Origin of the sequence: Streptomyces sp. NPDC001985 (genome assembly GCF_040296845.1) — a bacterium.
In the GTDB taxonomy this organism is placed as follows: domain Bacteria; phylum Actinomycetota; class Actinomycetes; order Streptomycetales; family Streptomycetaceae; genus Streptomyces.
On sequence record NZ_JBEOYB010000016.1, the window covers coordinates 73,943 to 91,220 of the forward strand.

Genomic DNA, 17,278 nt, shown 5'->3' on the forward strand with positions numbered 1-17,278 from the left:
CGTCGCAGACCCGGTTACCGGACCGGCGGGGTGGGCGGCTTTAACGATCTTCGGATGGACGGCGCGCGGGCTCACCGGGAACTCCCCGGACGCCTCCCGGAGCCCCCGGGGGAAATGGCGCGGCGCCCCCAGTCCCCACCTGACACACTTCTTCGTATGACCACGCTCAAGTCCAGGCTCCGGGAAGACCTCACCGCAGCGATCAGGGCGCGCGACGAACTGCGCTCCTCCACCCTCAGGCTCACCCTCGCCGCCGTCTCCACCGAGGAGGTCTCCGGCAAGACCTCCCGCGAGCTCTCCGACGACGAGGTGCAGAAGGTGATCGCCAAGGAGGCGAAGAAGCGCCGCGAGGCCGCCGACGCGTTCGCGAAGGGTGGCCGGCCCGAGCAGGCGGAGCGGGAGAAGGCCGAGGGCGTCATCCTCGACGAGTACCTTCCGCAGCAGCTGACGGACGACGAGCTCCAGCGGATCGTGGCGGCGGCCGTCGCGGAGGCGAAGGCCGGCGGCGCCGAGGGGCCCAGGGCCATGGGCGCCGTGATGAAGATCGTGAACCCGAAGGTGGCCGGGCGCGCCGAGGGAGGCCGGGTCGCCGCCGCGGTGAAGGGCCTCCTCGCCGCGAGCTGACCTCGTCCGGCCGGCGGGGACCTGACCCCGCCCGGCTCTCCGGGAGCTGCCCCCCTCGCGAACACCTGCCCCCAGCCGGCCCCGCCCGGCAGCGCCCCCAGAAGCCCGCTCCCAGCGGACCACACCTGAGGAGCCCGGGCCGGAGGCGGAGGCGGCGGCGCCGGAAGGGCCCGGCGGCCGGGGATACGCCGGAAGGGCCCGGATCTCCTGGAGATCCGGGCCCTTCCGCCGCTCGCTGCGCCCCGGGCGCCGGGGCCGCGCCGGGATCAGCTCCAGTCGCCGTTCCCGTCACTGTTCCCGTCGCCGTTCCAGCCGCCCTCGCCCTCGCCATCACCGTCGCCGCCACCGGTCCGGCCCGCGACGTCGCCGCCGCCGGTCCGGCCCTGGCTGTCGCCGCCACCGATCCCGCCGGGCTGCATGGAGATGCCGGGGATGCCCGGAACCTGCTCACCGGGGTCGCCGGGCTCGCCGTCGCCGGGCTTGCCGTCCTGCTGCCCGTCGCCGTCGCCGTCCCCATCGGAGTCGCCGTCGCTGTCGCCGTCACCGCTGCCCGGCCGCTCATCGGGCTTCGGCGCGTCCGGAATGGTGATGTTGTTGAAGGCCGGCGCTTCCTCGCCCTCCAGCGCGCCCGTCATCGCGTCCCGCCAGATCGGTCCGGGGACCTCACCGCCGAAGACCTTCTCGTGCCACTGGCCGCCGATGGTGATGTTCACCATGTCCACCTGCTGGCTCGGGCTGCCCACCCACACCGCTCCGGAGAGGTTCGGGGTGTAGCCGACGAACCAGGCGTTCTTCCGGCCGTCCGTCGTTCCGGTCTTGCCGGCGTTGGGACGGCTCTGGAGGCCGGCCTTCTGGCCCGTACCGGAGTCGACCACGCCACCGAGCAGGGTGTTGATCGTGTCCGCGGTCCGCTCCGTCATCGCCTTCGAGCAGGTGCTCTTCGGCACCGCCAGGCTCTTGCCGTCCGCCGTGCGGATGGACTCGATGACGGTCGGGGTGCAGTGGGTGCCCCGGTTGGCGAAGGTCGCGTACGCGCTGGCCATGACCAGCGGGGAGATACCCGTCGAGCCGAGCGTCAGCGGCGCGGGCGCCACCGGCAGCTTGGTCCCGTTGCCCTGCACGACGCCGAGCTTGTCGGCCATCTCCACGACCGGGCAGAGCCCTATGTCCTGGATCATCTGGACGAAGTAGGTGTTGACCGACTTCTCCATCGCCTCCTTCAAGGCGTACGGACCGACCTCCGCGGTGTTCTCGTTCTCCAGCTTGGCGGCCGAGTCGTTGACCCACGGGCTGCCGCTGCACGTCGTGATCGAGGACGGGTACGGCATGGTGTACGGGGACGAGTACGACTGGGTCGGCGGCCGGCCCTGCTCTATGGCCGCCGCGGCCACGAACGGCTTGAAGGTCGATCCGACCGGGAAGCCGTAGTTGGAGCCGCCGTCCTTCTTGTCGACCGAGTAGTTGATCGTCGTCTCGTTCTTGCCGAAGCCGTACGGACGGGACTGGCCCATCGCGACGACCTTGCCCGTCCCGGGCTGGACCATGGTCACCGCGGTGGCGACCCGGTCCGACTGGTTGACGTGATCCTTTATCGACTGCTGCGCCGACTCCTGGGCCTTCGGGTCCAGCGTCGTCCTGATCGTGAGACCGCCGCGGTTCCAGACCTTCGCCCGGTCCTCCTTGGTCTTGCCGAAGACCCGGTCGGAGAGGAAGACCTCGCGGACGTAGTCGCAGAAGAAGCCGGCGCCGTTGACCGCGGTGATGCAGCCGTTCTTGGGCTTGCTGACCTTGAGCTTGATCCCGGTCGCCTTGGCGCGGTCCGCCTCCGCCTGGGAGATGTCACCGACGGTGGCCATCCGCTGGAGGACGATGTTGCGGCGCTTGGCCGCCTCCTCCGTGTCGTTGACCGGGTCGTAGCGGCTGGGCGACTGGACGAGACCGGCGAGCATCGCGGCCTCCTCCAGCTTCAGGTCCTTGGCGGCCTTGGAGAAGTAGCGCTGGGAGGCCGCCTCGACGCCGTACGCCTGCTGCCCGAAGAAGGTGATGTTGAGGTAGTTCTCCAGGATCTTCTTCTTGCCCAGCTCCTCCTCGACCTGGATCGCGTACTTCAGCTCCTGGATCTTGCGGCCGAGGGTCTGCTGGGTGGCCTGGGCGACCTTGTCGGGGTCGTCGCCGGCCTCCTCCACGAAGACGTTCTTCACATACTGCTGGGTCAGGGTCGAGGCGCCCTCGGCCACACCGCCGCTCGTCGCGTTCTTGTTGAGCGCGCGGAGCACGCCCTTGAGGTCGATCGCACCGTGCTCGTAGAAGCGCGAGTCCTCGATCGCGATGATCGCCTTCTGCATGTACGGCGAGATGTCCTCCAGCGGCACCACCGTGCGGTCCCGGGAGTAGACCGTGGCGATCTGTCCGCCCTCGGAGTCCAGGATGGTGGTGCGCTGGCTGAGCGGCGGACGCTTGAGGTTGGCGGGGATCTCGTCGAATCCCTTGACCGTCCCCTTGGCCGCGAGCCCCAGCACCCCGGCGGCGGGCAGGGCGATGCCCGCGAGCACCGCTCCGGCGAGCACGCTGACACCGAGGAACTTGGCGGCTTGTTGGGTCCCGGTCAGACCGCCGCCCGAGCGCTTCTTTGGCATGGAGGCAGCCTACGTTCTCATTCGCCGGACACACGTATAGGCCTTGGCCTAAGCTGCTCTCAACTGTCACAGCAGTGTGGTTCCGTATCAAGGTATTACTGGAATCCACCGCAGGTCGCAGCGCGTTTGTAGCAATTTCGTAGCAACGCTTCCGGGGTCCGGCCCCAGCGCTCGTAGTCACTGCGGTGGCGGTGACCAGGGAAGCGGAATATGGCACTCCGTGTCCGTATTCCAGTGGAATCCGTCTTATGTGCCGTCCCGCGCCCACTCCACCTGGGGATATATGCCCCGGTTTGAGGAGTTCATCCTTTATGCCTTCAGGTCACTCCCCTGGGTGATCTGCCGCATACGCATAGTCCGTTCGGGCCATTCAAGATTGGGCCCGAAGGGGGTGTTGCGGTGTGTCCGCCTTCCGTAACGTCCTCAACTGGCAGCGGTGAATATGCCTCTGCCGCCGTGGGGGAGCCTCGATTCGGGAGAGGACGGCGCCGGGATGGGCTGGGTAACCGACTGGAGTGCGCAGGCAGCCTGCCGCACTACCGATCCGGATGAACTGTTCGTACAAGGGGCAGCGCAGAACAGGGCCAAGGCGGTGTGCACCGGTTGTCCGGTGCGTACCGAATGCCTGGCCGATGCCCTCGACAACCGAGTGGAGTTCGGCGTGTGGGGCGGAATGACCGAACGGGAGCGGCGTGCTCTGCTGCGCAGACGCCCCACGGTCACCTCCTGGCGCAGGCTCCTGGAGACAGCGCGTACGGAGTACGAGCGCAGCGCGGGCATCCTGCCCGTGGGCCTTGACGAGGACGAGACATACGAGACGTACGCGGCGGTGGGGTAGCGGTCGCGGGACTTCCGCGGCCTTCTCGCACCGGTACGGACCGTACGCCCCGGCGGCTGTCCTGCTGGCATGGGTGCACGTCCGTGCCGCTCAGGCGCACAGCCCAGGCCAGGAGGCCGGGCCGGCGCCGTGTCAGCGGCACCGTCAGCGCTGGTGCCGTCCCGTGCGTGTCCTGCCTGCCGTGCCGTGTCGCCGACCCCTTGTCCCGTCAGCGCGGCGCGTCGCTGCCCTCCGGGCCCTCCGGCGCGCCGCCGGATACGCCACCCGACGCGAGCCGGTCGCCGATGGCGCGGAGTCCTGCCAGGTCGTGTACGTCACCGGGCAGGGCGGCCACCTGGGCCACCGGTACCTCGGGGTGGAGCGCGGTGAAGCGGTCGCGCGTGCGCTGCTCGCGCGAGAGCACCTGCATCCGTTCGGCGTGCAGGCGCAGCAGACCGGCCGTCAGCTGCCCGGTGGTGGGGTGGTCCGCTGCCGCGGGGGTGCGTGGACCGGGGCGCGCGGGGGAGTGCGCGACCGGGTCGGTGGGCTGTGGTGCGGGCTCGGGGGCGTCGTGCTCGGGGGGGTGCGCCGGTGGGTCCGTGGGGGCGTGGTCCACGGACAGGGTTTCGGGAGAGGCGTCCGTGGCCTCACGAACACCAGTCTTCCCTCCCCCCTGATCGACAATGCCGGGGCCGTCAAGATTTTCTGATGTAATTTCCGAGGCAAGGATTTCCGAGGTGAGGATCTCCGCCGCCGTCAGGGCGCGCTCGGCCGAGAGCCGGTCGGCGCCGCTGCCGTGCACCCGGTTGAGGACCAGTCCGGCCAGCGGCATCCCCTCCTCCGCCAGCCGCTCCACGAAGTACGCCGCCTCCCGCAGCGCGTCCCGCTCCGGAGCCGCCACCACCAGGAACGCGGTCCCGGGGGCCTGGAGCAGCCGGTAGGTGGCGTCCGCCCGGGTGCGGAACCCGCCGAACATCGTGTCCATCGCGGCCACGAAGGTCTGTACGTCCCGCAGGAGCTGACTTCCCAGCAGCTTGCCGAGCGTCCCGGTCATCATCGACATACCGACGTTGAGGAACTTCATCCCCGCCCGGCCGCCCATCCGCGCCGGGGCCACCAGCAGCTTGATGAGCTTTCCGTCCAGGAACGATCCCAGCCGCTTGGGTGCGTCCAGGAAATCCAGCGCACTGCGCGACGGAGGAGTGTCGACCACGATCAGGTCCCACTCGTCCTGGGCCCGGAGCTGGCCCAGCTTCTCCATCGCCATGTACTCCTGGGTGCCGGCGAAACCGGCTGACAGGGACTGGTAGAAGGGGTTCTCCAGGATCGCGCGGGCGCGCTCGGCGTCCGTGTGGGTCTCCACGATCTCGTCGAAGGTCCGCTTCATGTCGAGCATCATGGCGTGCAGTTCCCCGCCGGTTCCGCCGCCGGTGCCCGCGCCGGACCCCGCGCCGGACTCCGCGCCGGAACCGGAACCCGACCCGGACCCGGAACCGGAACCCGGCCCGGACCCGGAACCGCCCGCTATCCCCTTCACCCGCCGCGGCGTGTTGTCGAGCGAGTCGATCCCCAGCGACTGGGCGAGCCGGCGCGCCGGGTCGATGGTCAGCACGACCACCCGCCGGCCGCGCTCGGCCGCGCGCACCCCGAGCGCCGCCGCGGTCGTCGTCTTCCCGACGCCGCCAGAGCCGCAGCACACGATGATCCGGGTCTCCGGGTCGTCGATGAGCGGGTCGACTTCGAGAGGTGTCGCCGACGCGTCCAGGGTCATGAACCGGTCCCTTGCTTCCGCAGTTCCCTCGCCAGCTGATAGAGCCCGGCCAGGTCGACGCCCTCGCTCAGCAGCGGCAGTTCGTACGACGGCAGCTCCAGCCGGTTCAGCGCGGCGCGCTGCTCGCGCTCCAGCTCCACCCGCTGGGCATGGTCGGCCGCCTGTTCGAGCAGGGGGGTGACCAGGCTCGCCGCGTCGCTCACCCCGGCCGAGGCCAGCGTCTTCGCGATCTCCCCGCGCCGGTCGCCCGCCGCGCTGCGCACCGCCTCCTCGTCGAGGATGTGCGGGCGCACCATATTGACGATCACCTGGCCGACCGGGAGCCCCGCCGCCCGCAGCTCGGCGACGCCGTCGGCGGTCTCCTGGACCGGCATCTCCTCCAGCAGGGTCACCAGGTGCACCGCCGTCTGGGGGGATTTGAGCACCCGCATCACGGCCTGCGCCTGGTTGTGTATCGGGCCGAACTTGGCCAGCCCCGCGACCTCGTCGTTCACATGCAGGAAGCGGGTGATGCGCCCGGTGGGCGGGGCGTCCATGACGACATAGTCGTACGCGTACGCGCCCTGCTTCGTCCGGCGGCGCACGGCCTCGCAGGCCTTGCCGGTCAGCAGGACGTCCCGCACCCCGGGGGCGATGGTGGTGGCGAAGTCGATCGCGCCGAGCTTCTTGAGGGCGCGGCCCGCGCTGCCGAGCTTGTAGAACATCTGGAGGTAGTCCAGCAGCGCCCGCTCGGCGTCTATGGCCAGCGCGAAGACCTCGCCCCCTCCCGAGGCGACGGCGATCTTCCGCTCCTCGTACGGAAGTGCCTCCGTCTCGAAGAGCTGGGCGATGCCTTGCCTCCCCTCGACCTCGACGAGGAGAGTCCGCTTTCCCTCGGTCGCGAGGGCGAGCGCGAGGGCGGCGGCGACCGTCGTCTTACCGGTGCCACCCTTGCCGCTGACGACCTGGAGCCTGCTCACACATTCGAGCCTAACCAGTCGGGGCCCGCGCTACGCACGAGGCGTGTGCGTGCTGCGTCACGCCGGGGGCGGGCCGGGGCACCGGCACCCCGCCCACTGGGCGCCGGGCCGCTCATCCGTGCGGCTACAGTCGGCGTCATGACCACTAAATTCGAGTACGCGACCGTGCCCCTCCTCGTGCACGCGACCAAGCAGATCCTGGACACCTGGGGCGAGGACGGCTGGGAGCTGGTCCAGGTCGTTCCCGGGCCGAACAACCCCGAGCAGCTCGTCGCGTATCTGAAGCGGGAGAAGTCCTCGTGACCCCTGCGCCCGCCGCCCCCGGCGCCGTCGAGGCCCGCCTCGCGGAGCTGGGGCTGACGCTGCCGGACGTGGTGCCGCCGCTGGCCGCGTACCAGCCGGCCGTCGTCTCGGGCCCCTATGTCTACACGGCGGGGCAGCTCCCGATGGTGGAGGGCAAGCTTCCGGTCACCGGGAAGGTGGGGGCCGAGGTCACCGCCGAGGAGGCCAAGGAGCTGGCCCGCACCTGCGCGCTGAACGCGCTGGCGGCGGTGAAGTCGGTCGTCGGCGATCTGGACCGTATCGCGCGTGTTGTGAAGGTTGTCGGCTTTGTGGCATCCGCCGCCGACTTCACCGGGCAGCCCGCGGTGCTGAACGGCGCCAGTGAACTGCTGGGGGAGGTGCTCGGCGAGCGGGGTGTGCACGCGCGCAGCGCGGTGGGTGTCGCGGTGCTGCCGCTGGACGCCCCGGTCGAGGTCGAGATCCAGGTGGAGCTCCGCCAGGACTGAGGACCGGACCGGCCCCCGGGCCCGGGCGCCCTCGCGGGTGGTACGGACCCGGGGCCCCGGCCGGATCGCGACCGCCGGGCGGTACGGGTCCGGCCCCGCCCGGGCGCCCCTGCCGGCCGGTACGCGTCCGCACCGGCCGGGCCCGGCCGGGTGCTGAACGGCCGGTCAGCCCCGGTGACGGCTCCGCCACTGCCCCGCGACGGCCCCGCACCCGCCGGATTCCCGGTGGGCGCGGGGCCGCCGCCGTCTTCAGCGAACGCTTGCATCTCTCTTGACGCGGACGCGCCGACGGGTGTCCTCTGTCCATGGTTAGGAACGTTTCCTATCCATATGAACGGCGCCGGGCGCGCCCCGGCGCCCGACCGCCCCTCTGGTGAACAGCGCGTACCTCCCGCCGACCCGCCCGATCGCCGGTCCGTCGCCCGTGCCCCCGGCCGTCCTCCGGCCGGTGCCGCTCCGACGGCGCCGCCCTGTCGACAGGCCGCGACAGAAGCCGGCACACACGGAGTGGCGGGAGCCCCCCAGTCGTCCCACGAACGTGGAGGGATCGATCCGTGGCATCAACCCCCCGCCGCCGCCCCCGTCGATCGCGCAGAGCGACCGGCGTCCTCGTGGCCCTGGCCACCGCGGTCTTGACCGTGGCCCTGCCGCCCCTCGGCCACGCCCAGCCGGGATCGCCCGGCGACCGGGACCGGGACCGGGCCGCACCCGTGCGGTACGAGGCCGAGTCCGCGACCGTCTCGCAGGGCGCGACCGAGTCCAACCACACCGGCTTCTCCGGTACCGGTTTCGTCAACTACACCAATGTCGCCGGCAGCTATGTCGAGTTCACCGTCAACGCCCCGGCAGCCGGGCCCGCCACCCTGGCCCTCGGCTTCGCCAACGGCACCACCGGCAACCGGCCCCTGAACATCAGCGTCAACGGCGGAGCCGCCACCAGCGCGGACTTCCAGCCCACCGGCGCCTGGACCACCTGGTCCGCCGTGAACACGACCGTCCAGCTCCGGGCGGGCGCCAACACGGTGCGGGCCACCGCCACCGCCGCCGAGGGCGGCCCCAACCTCGACTACCTCGATGTCACCGCCTCCGACGGCGGAACGGGCACCGACTACGAGGCCGAGGCGGGCACCGTCTCGCAGGGGGCCGTGGAGTCCAATCACGCCGGCCACTCCGGCACCGGTTTCGTCAACTTCCAGGTGGTGACCGGCGCCTATGTCGAGTTCACCGTCGAATCGGCGCGGGCGACGGCGGCGAAGCTCGACCTCCGCTACGCCCTGGGGGCCGCCGACGCCCGGGCCATGGACATCACCGTGAACGGCACCGCGGTCGCCGACGATCTCTCCTTCCCCGGTACCGGCGCCTGGACCACCTGGAAGGCCATCGGCGCCGAGGGCACGCTCCGGGCGGGCTCCAACAAGATCCGCGCCACCACCTCCTCCGGTGACGGGCCCAACCTGGACAAGCTCACCGTCACCCCCACCGGCCCGGCCGACACCGAGAAGCCGACCGCCCCCGGCAGTCTCCGCAAGGACCAGGAGCCCACGGCCTCCACCGTCTCCCTCGCCTGGGACGCGGCGTCCGACAACGTGGGGGTCACCGGATACGACATCTACCAGCACGGCCAGCTGATGAGGCAGGTCGGCGGCGACACCCTCGCCGCCACCGTCACCGGCCTCGAACCCGAGACGGCGTACGACTGGACCGTCTTCGCCCGGGACGCCGCGGCCAATGTCTCCGTCGCGAGCAACGCGGTCACCATCTCCACCCTGCCCGCCCCCGCGGACAGCGAGCCGCCGACCGCCCCCGCGAACCCGCGCTCCACCGGCAGGACCGCCACCAGCGTCGACCTGGCCTGGAACGCCTCGACGGACAATGTGAAGGTCACCGGCTACGAGGTCTTCCGCAACGGCACCCTCTCGGGCACCGCGGACGGCACCGCCTCCACCGTCGCGGGGCTGGCCGCGAGCACCGCGTACACCTTCAAGGTCAGGGCGTACGACCTCAAGGGCAACAAGTCCGCCTTCTCCCCGGAGATCACCGTCAGCACCAGCGGCACCCAGCCCGGCGGCACACCCGACCCGGGCTCCGTCTCCACCCTCGCCGGCGGGGTCGACGTCGCCTGGGGCCTGGCCTTCCTGCCGGACGGCGCGGGCATCTACACCGAGCGGAACACCTTCAATGTGTACCGGCTCACGAAGTCGGGCCAGAAGACCTCGCTCGGCAAGGTCCCCAACTCCCAGACCACGGGCGGTGAGGGCGGTCTGATGGGGGTCGAGGTCAGTCCGAGTTTCGCGTCGGACCACTATCTGTACTTCCTCCACACCTCGTCCGACGGCAACCGCATCGCCCGGATGAAACTGGAGAACAACGCGCTCAGCGGCTACACCGTCCTGCTGGACGGGATGGAGAAGAGCCGCTTCCACAACGGCGGGCGGCTGCGCTTCGGCCCCGACGGCAAGCTGTACGCCTCCATGGGCGACGCCCAGAGCAGCAGCAAGGCCCAGGACCGCAACTCGCTCAACGGCAAGATCCTCCGTATCAACCAGGACGGCAGCATCCCCTCGGACAACCCCTACGGGAACGCCGTCTGGTCCATGGGCCACCGCAACCCGCAGGGCATCGACTTCGACTCCAAGGGCCGGCTGTGGCAGGCCGAGTTCGGCAACAGCGTCATGGACGAGGTCAATCTGATCCAGAAGGGCGGCAACTACGGCTGGCCCAACTGCGAGGGCACCAGCGGCAGCTGCTCCGGCTATATCGCCCCCAAGAAGACCTGGTCGACCTCGGTGGGCTCGCCCAGCGGTCTGACCATCGTCAACGACCATGTCTTCGTCGCCACCACCCGGGGTGAGCGGGTCTACCGGATGAAGATCGACGCGAACTCCGCCCTGGTGGACCAGAAGACCTACTTCCAGGGCACCTACAGCCGGCTGCGCACCGTCGAGGTCGACCACGACGGCGACATCTGGCTCACCACCTCCACCGACAAGGACGGCACCAACGGCAACGACCGGGTGCTCCTGATCGATATCGCCTACTCCGGCGGGGCCGCCGAGTTCAAGCTGACCAGCGGCGCCTTCGGCGACAACGCCACCATCCCGGCCCGGTTCACCTGCGCCGGGGACGGGGCGGCGGGCCAGGACGCGTCACCGCCGCTGTCCTGGGGCGCCGGAACCACCGGGGCGAGCGGCTGGGCCATCGTCCTCGCCGACGTCGCCAACAGCGGCACCAAGCTCCACTGGGCCATCTGGGACATCCCCGCCGCCCGGCTCTCGCTGCCCGAGGGGCTGGGCTCCGGTTACACGGTCCCGGGCCAGGACGGGGCGAAACAGAAGGCCATGGGCAGCGGGGCGAACGCCCAGAAGTACTTCGGGCCCTGTCCGGGCGGCTCCAGCCATCCCTACACCTTCACCCTGTACGCGCTGAACACGGCGACCGTGCAGGGGCTCGGGTCGGGTTCCTCCATGGCCCAGATCGAAACAGCGATCAAGAGCGCCGCCACGGCGAGTGTGAAGCTGCGCGGCAACTCCAGCGCGGCGGCGTAGCCGGCCCCGCCCGGGCGCGCCGGAGACCGGCGCCACCCGGGGCCGTACCGCACGACGCCGTACCGCACGGGGCCGGCAGGTCCGGCCCCGTGCGCCCGGGCCGTCCCGTCCACCCGGGCCCGGGCCCGGGCGACGAGCGTCACCGGGCCCGGGCCCGCCCGGGCGCGCCCCCAGGACCCGAGGGGCGGCCGGAATGCTCCCTCCGGCCGCCCCTCGGCCCGTGCCGGGCATGTTCCACGTGAAACCTCGCCAACGGGCCGGGAGCCCGCCCCCGGAGCCCCGCCCGCCGGCTGTGCCCTCGAACATCCGCGCGTGAGCGTTTAGCATCCGGCCATGCCCCATGGTCAGTGGTACCCACCGGAGTGGCCGGACCGGATTCGCGCTCTCACGCGCGGCGAACTCACCCCGGCTCCGCCCCGGCGGGCCGCCACCGTGATGCTGCTGCGCGATACGGCGGACGGCGGCCCCGTGGTGCACATGCTGCGCCGCCGCACCTCGATGGCCTTCGCGGCCGGCGCCTACGCCTACCCGGGCGGGGGAGTGGACGACCGGGACGCCCGCCCGGTCCGCTGGTCCGGCCCCGCACCCGAGGTCTGGGCGGCCAGGCTCGGGGTCGACGAGCCATCCGCGCGGGCCATCGTGTGCGCCGCGGTCCGGGAGACCTTCGAGGAGGCCGGGGTGCTGCTCGCCGGCCTCACCCCCGACACGGTGATCGGCGCGACCACCGACGACGGCTGGGAGGCCGACCGGCAGGCCCTCGTCGACCGGGAACTGGCCTTCGCCGACTTCCTCGACCGGCGCGGGCTGGTGCTGCGCTCGGATCTGCTGGGCGCGTGGGCGCGCTGGATCACGCCCGAGTTCGAGCCTCGCCGCTACGACACCTGGTTCTTCGTCGCCGCCCTTCCGGAGGGGCAGCGCACCCGGAACGCCTCCACGGAGGCCGACCGCACGGTGTGGATCGGTCCCGCCGAGGCGACGGGGGGATACGACCGGGGCGAGCTGCTGATGATGCCGCCCACGGTCGCCACACTGCGGACCCTCCTCCCGTACGCCACGGCGGCCGAGGCCCTCGCGGCGGCCGGCGGCCAGGATCTGACCCCGGTCCTGGCCAGGGCCAGAATGGACGGTGACGAGCTGGTGCTCAGCTGGCCCGGACACGAGGAGTTCACCAAGCACATCCCGGCGGGAGGCGCGCGATGACCGAGGCGGCGGCACTGCCGGGACAGCCCCGGGGCCGGGTGGTCACCGGGCCCGCCACCGCGCGGGCGGTCAATGTCCTCGCGCCCAACCCGTCGGCCATGACGCTCGACGGCACCAACACCTGGATCGTCTCCGAACCGGACTCGGACCTGGCGGTGGTCATCGATCCGGGCCCCCTGGACGAGACCCATCTGCGCCGGGTCGTCACCACCGCCGAGCAGGCGGGCAAGCGCATAGCCCTGACCCTGCTCACCCATGGCCACCCCGACCACGCCGAGGGCGCCGGGCGCTTCGCCGAGCTGACCCGGACCCCGGTGCGGGCGCTCGACCCGGCGCTGCGCCTCGGCGACGAGGGGCTCGCGGCGGGCGAGGAGATATCCGTCGGCGGGCTGGAGCTGCGGGTCGTCGCCACCCCCGGCCACACCTCGGACTCGCTCAGCTTCCATCTGCCGGCCGACCGCGCGGTACTGACCGGGGACACCGTCCTGGGCCGGGGCACCACCGTCGTCGCCCATCCGGACGGGCGGCTCGGCGACTATCTGGACTCGCTGCGGCGGCTGCGCTCCCTGACGGCGGACGACGGGGTGCACACGGTCCTCCCGGGCCATGGGCCCGTGCTGGAGGACGCCCAGGGCGCCGTCGAGTTCTATCTCGCCCACCGCGCTCACCGGCTCGCCCAGGTGGAGACAGCGGTCGAGAACGGCCACCGCACGGCCGAGGCGGTCGTGGCACGGGTGTACGCGGACGTCGACCGCTCGCTCTGGCCGGCGGCGGAGCTGTCGGTGCGGGCGCAGCTGGAGTATCTGCGGGAGCACGGGCTCGTCTGAGGAGTGTCCCGTCCGCGGTGAGGGGGCCAGGGCCCGGGGCGCCCTGGAGGCCCGGCGGGCGCGAGGGCGTCGTACGGCAGGCGCAGGCGCAGGCGCAGGCGCAGGCGCGGGCACGGGCAACAGGCCAGGGCGCAGGCGCAGGCCAGGGCGCGGGCAACAGGCCACGGCGCGGGCGCGGCTCCGGAGAACCGGCGCGGACCCCCGCGCGTCCGAAGCTTTGGGGTGTGGCTTACGCTCCGCTTACTTCGGGCGTTTCCTGGGAGGTTCCGCGTGTTCGTCTTGTTTGTTCTGCTGGTCATCGCCGCAGTGGTGCTGTTCTTCGTCGGGCGCAGCCTTGAGCGCCCGGCGCTCAAGTTCGGCGCCCTGGGGGCGCTGATAGCGGGTCTCTTCTCCGGCGTCGCCAGCTGTGTGCATGTGATCAGCGCCTACGAGGTGGGAGTCCCGGTCACCTTCGGGAAGGTCGGCTCGCCCATGACCTCGGGCATGAATGTCACCTCCCCGTTCACCAACGTCACCACCTTCTCCACCCGGCCGGTGGACCTGAACCTCTCCGACAAGGACGTGGTCGAGGTCCGCTCCAAGCAGGGCGGTGTGATGTACGTGGAGGTGACCGTGAAGTGGGCGGTGACCCCCGCCAAGGCCGTCGAGCTGTACCGGCTCGCCGGGAGTGAGGACGCCATCCAGCAGCGGCTGGTCTTCCCGGACAGCCGGGAGATCATCCGCAATGTCTTCGCCCGCCACACCAGCGAGCAGGGCTACTCCTCCGCGCGCGAGAAGATCAACACCGAGATCGGTGATCTCATCAAGGAGCGTCTCGCCCCCCGGGGCATCGCCGTGACCACCGTCAATCTGCGCAATGTGAAGCCCTCCGACCAGCTCCAGGGCCAGATCGACCGCAAGATCCAGCAGCAGCAGTCCACCGAGCGGGCCACCGAGGCGGCGCGCACGGCGGAGGCGGAGGCCGAGCGCCGCAGGATCGAGGCCGAGGGCATCGCCAAGGCGAACCGCATCCTCAGCGACTCGCTCAGCGAGAAGGTCCTGATGAACCAGTGCATCGACGCCTTCAAGGAGGCGGCGGCCAAGAACCCGGTGTACGCGGTGCCGTGCGGCGGCGGCGGTGACAACGCGCTGATCGTGGACGGCAGCGGGCGCAAGAACTGAGCCCCCCGGTCCCGTGCCGGGACAGCGGAAGGGCCGCCCGGAACCATCCGGGCGGCCCTTCCGCTTGGGGCCCCGTCGCCGGGGCACCCGTGGTCAGCGGGAACGCTTGGCGAGGCGCTCCACGTCCAGCAGGATCACGGCCCGCGCCTCCAGTCGCAGCCAGCCGCGCTGCGCGAAGTCGGCCAGGGCCTTGTTCACGGTCTCGCGGGAGGCGCCGACGAGCTGGGCCAGCTCTTCCTGGGTCAGGTCGTGCACCACGTGGATGCCCTCCTCGGACTGCACGCCGAAGCGGCGCGACAGATCGAGGAGCGCCCGGGCGACCCGGCCCGGGACATCGGAGAAGACCAGGTCGGACATCTGGTCATTGGTCTTGCGCAGCCGCCGCGCGACCGCGCGCAGCAGTGCGGTGGCCACCTCGGGGCGGGCGTTCAGCCAGGGCTGGAGGTCGCCGTGGCCCAGGCCGAGGAGCTTGACCTCGGTGAGCGCGGTGGCGGTGGCGGTGCGCGGTCCCGGGTCGAAGAGGGACAGCTCGCCGATCAGCTCGCCCGGTCCGAGGACGGCGAGCATGTTCTCGCGGCCGTCCGGGGAGGTGCGGTGGAGCTTGACCTTGCCCTCGGTGACCACATAGAGCCGGTCACCGGGGTCGCCCTCGTGGAAGAGCGCATCGCCGCGGGCGAGCGTCACCTCACCCATCGAGCCGCGGAGCTCCGATGCCTGCTCATCATCGAGCGCCGCGAAGAGCGGGGCGCGCCGCAGAACGTCGTCCACGAATTCTCTCCTTGTCGACCTGCTCAGGGACCGTGGCCCCCATGATGCCGGACCGCACGGTGCCGGTCCGGGGGACACCGCGTAGGACAGTCTGTCCGCCGCGGACCCTTGGCAAGTAAATATTCGTGCGATCAATCACAACAAGTCTGACGCACGGGAGAGTCTGTTCGTGCGGCAGGGGCCCGATTGGGTCCGGATTGGCGGTGACCGGGGCGGATGTCAGTGGTGGACCGTAGGCTGGCCGGGTGTCCAACTCACCGGTGAGAGCGCAGGCCAAGGGGGCTGGGAGAGTGTCCGCCAAGCAGGATTCCGCTGTGGGCGAACAGTCGGAAGTCGGAGCCCAAAAAGCCGCAAATGGTGCCCAATCTTCATCGCGGGCGGCCTCCGGGGCGGCACCCCGTGCCACCTCGCGGGACACGCCCCGGCCGCGCGGGAGCCGTGCGCCGGAGTCGCGGCTCGCCATGGTCCGCCGCGCCCGCCGGATCAACCGCGAGCTCGCCGAGGTCTATCCGTACGCCCACCCCGAGCTGGACTTCCGCAACCCCTTCGAGCTGCTCGTCGCCACCGTGCTGTCGGCCCAGACCACCGACCTGCGGGTGAACCAGACGACGCCCGCGCTCTTCGCGAAGTACCCCACCCCCGAGGAGCTGGCCGCGGCCGTCCCCGAGGAGCTGGAGGCGATCATCCGGCCCACCGGCTTCTTCCGGGCCAAGGCCAGATCCCTGCTCGGGCTCTCCCAGGCCCTGCGGGACAATTTCGGCGGCAATGTCCCCGGCCGTCTCGACGACCTGGTGACGCTGCCCGGGGTGGGCCGCAAGACGGCCTTCGTGGTCCTCGGCAATGCCTTCGGGGTCCCCGGCATCACCGTGGACACCCACTTCGGCCGGCTGGTGCGCCGCTGGAAGTGGACCGAGCAGACGGACCCGGAGAAGGTCGAGGCGGAGATCGCGGAGATCTTCCCGAAGTCCGAGTGGACGATGCTCTCCCACCGGGTGATCTTCCACGGCCGCCGTATCTGCCACTCCCGCAGGCCCGCGTGCGGCGCCTGCCCGATCGCCGCCCTCTGCCCGTCCTACGGCGAGGGCGAGACGGACCCGGAGAAGGCCGGAAAGCTCCTGAAGTACGAGATGGGGGGCCGGCCGGGCCAGCGGCTCAGCCCGCCGCCCGGCTATCCGGGCGAACCGGCCCCGCCGGCCTCCCCGGCGGAGACTCCGGCCGCCGGGGAGGCCGGATGACGGAACGATCCGTGCGCCCCGGGGCGTTGTGAACGAGGGGGTGCCCATGCGCACAGGAGAAGAGACATCCGGACCCGCCGCGTCCGCGCGCGGCGGGACACCCGGACAGAGCCGCCGGGGCCCGGAGCCGGCGCCCGGCGCCGAGCGGGCGGGCCATGGCGGCCCGTACGACCCGGGGGTTCCGGTCACCACCGACGGCCTGCCCCCGTGGCTCGGCCCCGTCGCCCGCGCGGTCGACACCGTCGAGCCCGGCCAGCTCAGCGCCTTTCTGCCGCCCAAGAGCGGCCGGGGCCGCCAGTCCGCCGTGCTCATCCTCTTCGGCGAGGGGGCCACGGGCCCCGAGCTGCTGCTGATGGAGCGCGCCGGCAGTCTGCGGACCCACGCGGGCCAGCCCGCCTTCCCCGGCGGCTCGCTGGACCCGGAGGACGGCGATCCGGCGGGCGCGGGGCCGCTCCGGGCCGCCCTGCGCGAGGCCGAGGAGGAGACCGGGCTCGACCCCGCGGGCGTCCAGCTCTTCGGCGTGCTGCCGAAGCTCTACATCCCGGTGAGCGGCTTCGTCGTGACCCCGGTGGTGGGCTGGTGGCGCGTCCCCAGCCCCGTCGGGGCGGTCGACCTCGCCGAGACGGCACGGGTCTTCACCGTCCCCGTGGCGGATCTCACGGACCCCGCGAACCGTGCCACCGCCGTCCACCCCAGCGGCCACCTCGGCCCCGCGTTCACCGTCGAAGGGGCTCTGGTCTGGGGTTTCACGGCCGGTCTGATCGACCGGCTGCTGCACTTCGCGGGCTGGGAGCGGCCCTGGGACCGGGAGAAGCAGGTCCCGCTGGACTGGCGCTCATGACAGTCTGATTCCCCGAAACCACGGCCGGACCGACCGGGTGCCGGGCGGCACACCGGGCCGGGACCACCGGTGCGGGCCGGACACCCCGTCCGGTGACGAAGGCGAT

Annotated in this window: 14 protein-coding genes; 10 read left to right on the forward strand and 4 right to left on the reverse strand. The window is 71.6% G+C overall.

Translation table 11 applies throughout. The features are described from left to right. Positions 1 to 156: 156 nt before the first annotated feature. A complete protein-coding gene (locus ABT122_RS09935; protein ID WP_351548084.1) occupies positions 157 to 624 on the forward strand; it encodes a GatB/YqeY domain-containing protein in 468 nt (155 codons plus the stop codon). 266 nt (positions 625 to 890) lie between these two features. Here the strand turns inward: ABT122_RS09935 and ABT122_RS09940 are convergent, their stop codons facing one another. Further along, positions 891 to 3,260, reverse strand: coding sequence for a transglycosylase domain-containing protein (locus ABT122_RS09940; protein WP_351548087.1), 2,370 nt, complete (start codon positions 3,258 to 3,260; stop codon positions 891 to 893). Positions 3,261 to 3,753: 493 nt separating this feature from the next. Between ABT122_RS09940 and ABT122_RS09945 the strand changes: the two genes are divergently transcribed. Next, positions 3,754 to 4,098, forward strand: coding sequence for a WhiB family transcriptional regulator (locus ABT122_RS09945; RefSeq protein WP_351548179.1), 345 nt, complete (start codon positions 3,754 to 3,756; stop codon positions 4,096 to 4,098). Between the two features lie 208 nt (positions 4,099 to 4,306). On the opposite strand, the gene ABT122_RS09950 is transcribed toward ABT122_RS09945, so the two are convergent. Then, on the reverse strand, positions 4,307 to 5,848 hold the full coding sequence (locus ABT122_RS09950; protein WP_351548090.1) for an ArsA family ATPase: 1,542 nt from the start codon (positions 5,846 to 5,848) through the stop codon (positions 4,307 to 4,309). Then, positions 5,845 to 6,807 carry an ATPase BagA gene (bagA, locus tag ABT122_RS09955; RefSeq protein WP_351548093.1) on the reverse strand — a complete coding sequence of 321 codons (963 nt, stop codon included), beginning with the start codon at positions 6,805 to 6,807 and terminating at the stop codon, positions 5,845 to 5,847. The genes ABT122_RS09950 and bagA overlap by 4 nt, the downstream gene beginning before the upstream one ends. A 138-nt stretch (positions 6,808 to 6,945) precedes the next feature. Here bagA and sp36 point away from each other — a divergent pair, with 138 nt between their 5' ends. The 6 genes from sp36 (at position 6,946) to ABT122_RS09985 (ending at position 14,328) form a co-directional block, all read left to right on the forward strand. Continuing rightward, positions 6,946 to 7,110 (forward strand): Sp36 family protein, encoded by a 165-nt coding sequence (gene sp36, locus ABT122_RS09960; RefSeq protein WP_190120869.1) that lies wholly within the window; start codon positions 6,946 to 6,948, stop codon positions 7,108 to 7,110. Continuing rightward, on the forward strand, positions 7,107 to 7,595 hold the full coding sequence (locus tag ABT122_RS09965; RefSeq protein ID WP_351548097.1) for a RidA family protein: 489 nt from the start codon (positions 7,107 to 7,109) through the stop codon (positions 7,593 to 7,595). Before sp36 ends, ABT122_RS09965 begins: the two co-directional genes overlap by 4 nt. A gap of 554 nt (positions 7,596 to 8,149) precedes the next feature. After that, entirely contained in the window at positions 8,150 to 11,140 is a 2,991-nt protein-coding gene (locus ABT122_RS09970; protein WP_351548099.1) for a PQQ-dependent sugar dehydrogenase, read from the forward strand. A 333-nt stretch (positions 11,141 to 11,473) separates the two neighbouring features. Continuing rightward, on the forward strand, positions 11,474 to 12,340 hold the full coding sequence (locus ABT122_RS09975) for an NUDIX hydrolase (protein WP_351548101.1): 867 nt from the start codon (positions 11,474 to 11,476) through the stop codon (positions 12,338 to 12,340). Beyond that, positions 12,337 to 13,167: an MBL fold metallo-hydrolase gene (locus ABT122_RS09980; RefSeq protein WP_351548104.1), complete on the forward strand. Its 831-nt coding sequence runs from the start codon at positions 12,337 to 12,339 to the stop codon at positions 13,165 to 13,167. The genes ABT122_RS09975 and ABT122_RS09980 overlap by 4 nt, the downstream gene beginning before the upstream one ends. 270 nt (positions 13,168 to 13,437) lie before the next feature. Next, positions 13,438 to 14,328 (forward strand): SPFH domain-containing protein, encoded by an 891-nt coding sequence (locus tag ABT122_RS09985; RefSeq protein WP_351548107.1) that lies wholly within the window; start codon positions 13,438 to 13,440, stop codon positions 14,326 to 14,328. A 93-nt stretch (positions 14,329 to 14,421) separates the two neighbouring features. On the opposite strand, the gene ABT122_RS09990 is transcribed toward ABT122_RS09985, so the two are convergent. Then, positions 14,422 to 15,096, reverse strand: coding sequence for a Crp/Fnr family transcriptional regulator (locus ABT122_RS09990; RefSeq protein ID WP_351548110.1), 675 nt, complete (start codon positions 15,094 to 15,096; stop codon positions 14,422 to 14,424). Between the two features lie 314 nt (positions 15,097 to 15,410). Between ABT122_RS09990 and nth the strand changes: the two genes are divergently transcribed. Then, positions 15,411 to 16,331 (forward strand): endonuclease III, encoded by a 921-nt coding sequence (gene nth / locus ABT122_RS09995; protein ID WP_451067969.1) that lies wholly within the window; start codon positions 15,411 to 15,413, stop codon positions 16,329 to 16,331. A 46-nt stretch (positions 16,332 to 16,377) separates the two neighbouring features. Continuing rightward, the gene (locus ABT122_RS10000) at positions 16,378 to 17,172 is read left to right on the forward strand and encodes an NUDIX hydrolase (RefSeq protein WP_351548116.1); all 795 of its coding nucleotides are present in this window, start codon (positions 16,378 to 16,380) and stop codon (positions 17,170 to 17,172) included. Positions 17,173 to 17,278: the final 106 nt, after the last annotated feature.